Consider the following 6,023-nt stretch of genomic DNA (forward strand, 5'->3'; position numbering starts at 1 on the left):
CGCAAAGCTTTGGGGAGGTGAAGCCTATGTAACGTGCGCTCGCACCGGCGTCTAGCCCTCACCCGAACAATCGCTGAAAACTTTGCTCGACCTCTCCCTAAACTTCGTTTGGGAGAGGTGATGATAGGCGATGCACTTCGCCTGCGCACAGCAAGCAGCGGAGAGCCTTCCGGCTTTCGGCAAAGCATTTTCCGCTTGTCTCCGGAGGCGGAGAACCGAGCGTTTCGCCGGAGTGCTGCTGCGCATCATGCAGCACCCTCAAAACGCGGATGCGGGCGGTTTGCCGCTGATCCGGCTGGCTCCCTAAAGATTTGTCTTGGCAGGTTGGTTTTCTACGTAAATAATCCTCATGTCGCTGGCAAACAACGGGTCGAAGGGATACTCGCCCGCGATTTGCCGCATCGTGTTTGAATTGCAGATGGCGAAGAGACCTCCATCTTCGCTGCAATTCAAACGACTCAGGAGTAATCATTCGACTACAAATGCGTCCGTGATCCTTGATCTTCCATGGATGGAAAGGGATGAGAGCCAAGGGATGGACGCACCATTTTCGACGGAGCTTGATTCGATGAAGACAACACCGCCATGCGATCTGTGGGGCATGAAGACCTCGACGTTCGAAATCAACCCATTGCCCAATTCGCAAGCAAACAAGGAGCTGGTCGATTGGATCGACCACAATCTGCAAGCATTGACGCAATCACAATCCAAATTTGCTAGCCCGCTGTCTTTGCAAGACGAAATCGAAGAGCAGGCCTCAAACCGGTAGACGGATCGCGAGCAGCGACACCACGGCAAGTTCCTTTTGATCTTGTCGAGGATGGGGTGTCGCGTACCGCAAAACTCGCCACGAATGGACTCGTGGCGATTTTGCTTTTTCATTTGATCACGCTCGCTGGGTCATTCCCAACCGACCGGTTGGGTCCATGCTTGTTGCTTCTGGCCTTTAAACGACGGATCCACGGGCGGTTTGCTGCTGGTGACAACCGCGCGGACATAAAGCTCGTTGCCCGTCAATTTGTACTCGGGGCTTACCGAGTCAGACGTTGCGACGACAGCGCCGATGCGATGCTCATCCACGCCCTCTCCCTTTTTCAGCGTGGCGATGAACTTGGTCTCATAGGTCGTGTCGGGCTCCGTTGCGATCGACAGAGACAATGTCTGGCTTTGCTTGTCAAATTGCACGTCCGATAGCGTCACGCCGCTGGACGCATAAAAGTCGCCCTGCTTCATCGCCCGGATTAAATGCTCAGGCGTTAAGTACGCACTGCGGACCATCACCCAACCACGTCCTGGCCGTGATCCCGCTTTGCCATGATACTCGTGTGAATCATCGGTGCCGATTCCCATCAACGGCGGAATGTCCAACGAGGTTTGACGGATCGCATTGGCAATGTCCCACATCCGTTCGATGCTGGGATGATCGTCGTCACCGAGATGATTCACACCGGGATGTCCGTTGTAAACCTCAAAAAAACGTTCCGAGACGACCGCCGCCAAATCCTCGGCCGTGACCGCATAGTGAAAATTAGGATGGTTCACATGCGGCAGCACTTCGCGACCATGTTTCTTTTCGTGTTCGAGGATCGCACGCAAGTTATTTTCGATTGCTTGCCGCACGGTTTCGCCGCCAACCGGCTTGATCACTTCGGCTAAATTCGTGGCATTGATGTGAACCGGTTTTCCTTCGGCGCTATCGCTGATCTCTTCGGCTGGGATCAAAATGAATTTGCCGGCTTCTTCGACGAGATAGCGAAACTCGTCCATCGGTTTCAATCGGACTTCGTGGTCCGGCTGGCCCTCTTTGCCTCGGGTTTCCACCCACGCGTCTCCGAAGCGGTCGCGGTAACGCTGCAGAATGCCCTCGTCTGCTCGTTTATGAATTGCGGACATCGCCATCCACCGCATGCCCTCGCTCAGCACATTGTGATCGGTCAGCGCTAGAAAGTTGTAGTCGCGTTGGCGATACCAGTCCGCGATCATCTCAGGGAACTGGTCTCCGTCACTCCACAACGAATGCGTATGCAGGTTGCCCTTCCACCATCGTGGTTCGGGCTCCGTGCTGGAGGGCGTTTGTGCAGTGGCGTGGACAGTCAAGCTGAGCAGTAAGAGGCTTGCTGCAATCCAGTGTTTCGGCATGTTACTTTGGTTCCGGCCAATTCAAGTGTTTGTGTAGAAATGCAAAGGTCCCAAGACCACGAATGGTGTGAGGACCGTTGAAGAATTCGATCGTGGTGGAATCTCCCAGCCCGAGTTCGTCGTAATGACGTCGTACTTTGGCATATTCCGCTGCCACCCATTCGTCCGGCGCGACACCATCACGATGCCCTCGCTCGACCATAAAGGGGCGGGGCGTCATCATACAGGCAAGCTCGGCATAGCTGGCTATGTTCCCCATGTTCCACTCCCAAATTTCATATTCGCCGGTGTAGACGTAACTAGCCCGATAGATGTTGCTGGTCGTCTTGCCGATCCACTCATTGAAGTCGGCCGAACAAATCGACAAAGCATACTGCGGAACAAATGGGGGCACCCGCATTGCAGTTTTTCCGCCGTACGAGATCCCATAAAACGCGATCCGATCGGCATCCACATAGGGCAGCGTCGATAACCACCGCAGCGTTTGTTCGTGTTGAGGGATGATGTAGCTAAAGAGAGATCGCTGCAGTGGATTGGATTTTCGTTGAATTTCACGAAACGCATCGCCACCACGATAGGGATTCTGGGGCGCATAAACGATGAACCCACGAATCGCAAGTTCGGCCGCAAAGCCGCGATCAAGGAAACGATCTTTGCGTTGATCCAAAGTACTCGCGGCAGTGCCTTCGAGACCGTGCTGGCAAACCACCACAGGACGCCGCTCGCCAGGCTTTAAATCCGTCGGCAGCAATAATAGGCCACCAGCGATCACATCTTCGAAAACGTCCAGCACTACCTCATAAACTTTAAACTTTTCTTCTTCAATCATTAACCGTGATCGTGGGTTGATCGGGAGCTTCTGGTGTGGAAGTCGCCCAATTACCTCGTCGTAAAATTCATCGCGATACGATTCGGTGGATTCTTTCCAAGATGCGACGGTGCTACGATCGGCTTTGTTCCAATGCTGCTCGCGAATTCGCGGGCTGTTGCGGACTAGCCGTTGATTCCGCTCGACAAGCTCATCGATCTGACGTGCTTGGCGAGCCGATGCATCCGCCAGCGGCAAATGCGGAGTTAATTTCGCAGGCGTTTTCAGCGACGCGTCAAGATTGAGTCCGGTTAAGAACGAAGTCACCGCAGCATTGCTGCCGGCGGGCCCCGTGCCACCGTCGCTCACCACCAACTCGATTTGGCCCGGTCGGCCCAGCGATTGGTAATGAGCTTGGGCGAGCGCAAACTCATCACGAACCGAGGCAATCTCCGGCGTGCGAATTTCGCCGGGTGCTGCGCCGCCTCTTCGACCGGGCGTCACCTCGGCGGGTCCATCGACTTCGGGAACGCTGCATGCCTCAATCGTCAGCCGTCGCGGTGCGATCAACGACGCGATGTCGGCATCAGCAAACTCGGTCAACAAGCTCCATACATTGCGGTAGATCGGTTCACGCCAAACTTGTTCACGATTGTCGAAATAGCCGCACACCATTACCGAATCGATCCGGGTATCCATTGCGGCAGCGTAAAACGCCAATAAGCCACCTTCGCCCATTCCGGCGACACCGATCGGGCCTTCCTTGCGTTGGGATTCGCGACGCAAGGCAAAGTAATCGACCGCGGCAAGGATTTTTTGTACTTCGTAACCGATCACGTGACGTCCGATTTCAAACGAAGTGCGATAAACGAATTCGCGATGAGATTGATTGGTAAATCCAACGGCCGGATTCCCCGAAAATTCGTGGTCGCGATTAATCAGCGTTGGAACCAGCACCTCGCAACCCTGTTGAACGCACTGCAGTACAAAAGGCGGCACATCTACCCCCTCGCTCAATCCGACCATCGCTTCGGGGCTCCAATCGGCATCCGGAATCGCAATCACACTCGCCGTCACCTCGGTCGATTTGGGCGACAACAGCAACCCTTCGCCGGTAACTCCATCCATCACAGGCCAGCGGACTTGGCGAACGATACATTCAGGGGAGCTTGCCAAAATCGGAATCCCCGATTGAAAGTCGTCCTGCGAGATAATCATCTGGAGCGTCGGCTGATCGCCGCGTGCATCAATCGCACCGATGATTTCGGCGAATCGCTCACGATTCGCTTGGACGCTTTGCAAATAACTCTCTTCCGATGCGTAATCGCGATGCCAATTTTGCGATCGTGTTTGCATCGAACGCCGTAATTCACGTTCGGCAAAGCGATTGATCCCACGCACCATCAACACATCGAGCGGTTCGTCGAGCAGCAGCATCTGGGTGCCAGGCAGCGTTTGCACGTCAGCCTGAGTCCGGTTCGTCGTGTTGTCATCTGCGTTTCCCGGTACGCCCCCCGCCAGCAGAAGTGCACAAACGATCAAGCGGCATTTACCGCGCAAGGCAACAACGCGGACAGGAATTTGCATCTATAGACTTCGCGACAGGAGGGGATCGAGGTGGGAAAGTCTTAACCCGTCATTCTACAGATTTTACTGCGACGCGTGGGGAAGAGAAATTTTTTTGCCACCGCCATCGAATTTCTGCCCGCGTAGCGGATATCCTCAACGACTTGTTGAATTAGTCGTTTCACAGTCAGCCGAAGACGTACTCGCACCGGTTAAGCAGGTAGGCAGGAATCATTGAGTGAATCTGTTAGCCGTTTGGGAGTTAGCAGGCTGTTGATTCCGTCGTACGACGGACTCCCTAGTCCGTCGAATACACCAACGACGGACGAGTTAGTCCATCAGCTACCGCTTGCCACAGGAAACTTCAATAGATCAACAAGCCGTTGGCGGATCCCGCTACCGACAACAGGGATTTGATTGTGCGGCGCGGTGGCAACGTATACAATCGATTCACCCACCGAGCGACCTTCCCTCTCGCTCTATACACTTGCTCCCACCTCGCGAAAGTGTGATTGAATGAATTGTTCTGAATTCTTGCGTTTCAGGTTTTTCGGATTGTGGTCCAGAGTCCTTGTTGGCTTAGCCGTAATGGCAATCAGTATTTCACAGTCACAGGCGGCGGATTCGGTTCCACCAACCAATCAAACGAAGACGGGACTTTCGTTAGCCACATTCGATATCGATGCTACTCCCCCGGTCGGATTCATGATGGCGTACGATCGCGTCAAAGACCATGGTGAACTCGGGCTGCGATGCCGTGGCATTGTGATCATGGGATCGGGGGACCCCATCGTGCTGTGTGCAGTCGATTGGATTGGCATTGGGAACCAAAGCCAAGATGTGTTTCGCCAGCGGATCGCCAAGGCAGCGGGGACCACACCATCGCGTGTCGCAGTGCATACGCTGCATCAACATGACGCGCCACGATGTGATTTTGGTGCCGAGTCGCTGTTGAATCAGGTCGGTGCGTCTGACTTGGGGGCCCATGATGGAACGTTCGCACGCCGAATCATTGATCGCTTGGTCGCGTCAATCGATTCGTCTCTAAAAACGGCGACGCCCGTGACCCATGCAGGGTTCGGTACCGCACATGTAAACGACGTGGCTTCGAATCGTCGTTTGCAAGACGAAACCGGAAAGGTGGTGGCGACTCGCTACACCGCAACTCGTGATGCCAAGTTACGAGCGATGCCCGTCGGAACGATCGATCCCGTGCTCAGCTCGCTGTCGTTTTGGAATGGCGACACTCCCGTCGCTGTGCTGAGCTATTACGCGTGTCATCCGCAAAGCTACTACCGCACAGGCATCCCGAGTCCCGATTTTCCAGGGATCGCAAGATTCTTTCGCAGCCAAGATGCTCCTGGTCCACTCTACGTCCACTTCAACGGTGCTGGCGGAAACATCGGTGCCGGTAAATACAACGACGGATCGAAACCGAACCGATTGATTCTGGCAAAACGTGTCGCCGACGCAATGCAGCATTCAATGGAAACGACCGAAAAGTTTGCAA

General features: G+C 54.5%; 3 protein-coding genes and 1 pseudogene. 2 read left to right on the forward strand and 2 right to left on the reverse strand.

The window, feature by feature from the left end; translation table 11 throughout:
- The first annotated feature begins 568 nt into the window (after positions 1-568).
- On the forward strand, positions 569-769 hold the full coding sequence (locus RMSM_RS16535) for a hypothetical protein (RefSeq protein ID WP_144057712.1): 201 nt from the start codon (positions 569-571) through the stop codon (positions 767-769).
- A 131-nt stretch (positions 770-900) separates the two neighbouring features.
- Here RMSM_RS16535 and RMSM_RS16540 read toward each other — a convergent pair whose 3' ends face one another.
- Positions 901-2,139: a CehA/McbA family metallohydrolase domain-containing protein gene (locus RMSM_RS16540; RefSeq protein WP_008698494.1), complete on the reverse strand. Its 1,239-nt coding sequence runs from the start codon at positions 2,137-2,139 to the stop codon at positions 901-903.
- Between the two features lies 1 nt (position 2,140).
- The gene (locus RMSM_RS16545; RefSeq protein ID WP_008698496.1) at positions 2,141-4,534 is read right to left on the reverse strand and encodes an alpha/beta hydrolase family protein; all 2,394 of its coding nucleotides are present in this window, start codon (positions 4,532-4,534) and stop codon (positions 2,141-2,143) included.
- Positions 4,535-5,101: 567 nt separating this feature from the next.
- On the opposite strand from RMSM_RS16545, the pseudogene RMSM_RS16550 reads away from it, so the two are divergent.
- Positions 5,102-6,023 (forward strand): annotated as a pseudogene (locus RMSM_RS16550) (hypothetical protein); the annotation flags it as partial.

Source organism: Rhodopirellula maiorica SM1, from assembly GCF_000346295.1.
Lineage (GTDB): Bacteria > Planctomycetota > Planctomycetia > Pirellulales > Pirellulaceae > Novipirellula > Novipirellula maiorica.